At 73.8% G+C, this 1,028-nt stretch carries 1 protein-coding gene; it reads left to right on the top strand.

The genetic code is table 11. The features are described from left to right. Nucleotides 1-1,028: DUF3300 domain-containing protein (locus HW577_RS25520; protein WP_198378881.1), on the top strand; the 1,028-nt coding region annotated here is incomplete at both ends.

The raw sequence follows: 1,028 nt of genomic DNA, 5'->3' as shown, positions 1-1,028 counted from the left end.
CGGTGCGCAGGGCGCGGCGCCCGGCACGGCGGCGCCGGCGCCGTTGGCCCCCGCGCCGGGGCAGGACCGGCTGAGCCAGGCGCAGCTCGAACAGCTCCTCGCGCCGATCGCGCTGCATCCCGACACGCTGCTGACGCAGATGCTGATGGCGGCGACCTACCCGCTCGAGATCGTGCAGGCGAAGCGCTGGCGCGACCGCAATGCCGGGCTGAGCGGCCAGGCGCTGGAACAGGCGCTGGCCGACCAGCCCTGGGACGCCAGCGTGAAGTCGCTGGTCCCCTTCCCCGAGGTGCTGGCGATGATGAACGACCAGCTGGAATGGACGCAGCAGGTCGGCGACGCGGTGCTCGCGCAGCAGCAGGACGTGTTCAACGCCGTCCAGGTGCTGCGCCAACGCGCCCAGGCGGCGGGCGCGCTGCAATCCGGGCCGCAGCAGACCGTGACGGTGACGCAGAACGTGATCACGGCGCCGCCCGCTGGTGCCCCCGCGCCGGCGGTCGCACCGCCGCCGCAGGTCATCACCATCGCGCCCACCCAGCCCGAGACGGTCTACGTGCCGGCCTACAATCCCAATGTCGTCTACGGATCCTGGCCCTATCCGGCGAGCCCGCCGGCCTACTACCCGCCCCCGGCCGGCTGGGGCCTCGGCAGCGCGCTGCTGACCGGCATGGCCTTCGCCGGGGGGGCCGCGATCGTCGGCAGCCTGTGGGGCTGGTCGAGCCCGAACTGGGGCCGCGGCGACATCAATGTCGACGTCGACCGCGTGAACAACATCAACCGCAACGTCGACCGTAGCCGGACGAATGTCGGCTCGGGCAATCGCTGGCAGCACGACACCACGCATCGCCAGGGCGTCGCCTATCGCGGTGACGAGGTGCGCAACCGCTACCAGGGCGACCGGCAGCGCCAGGCGGCCTCGCGCGAGGAATTCCGCGGGCGCACGCAGCAGCCGGGCGGCGCGCTGGGTGGGACCGAACGTCCCGGCGGCGGCCAGGCGCAGCGGCCAGGGGCGGACGGACGGCCGGGCG

It is taken from the genome of Neoroseomonas rubea (assembly GCF_016106015.1).
In the GTDB taxonomy this organism is placed as follows: Bacteria; Pseudomonadota; Alphaproteobacteria; order Acetobacterales; family Acetobacteraceae; genus Neoroseomonas; species Neoroseomonas rubea.
This window is presented reverse-complemented; position numbering and strand designations above follow the sequence as displayed.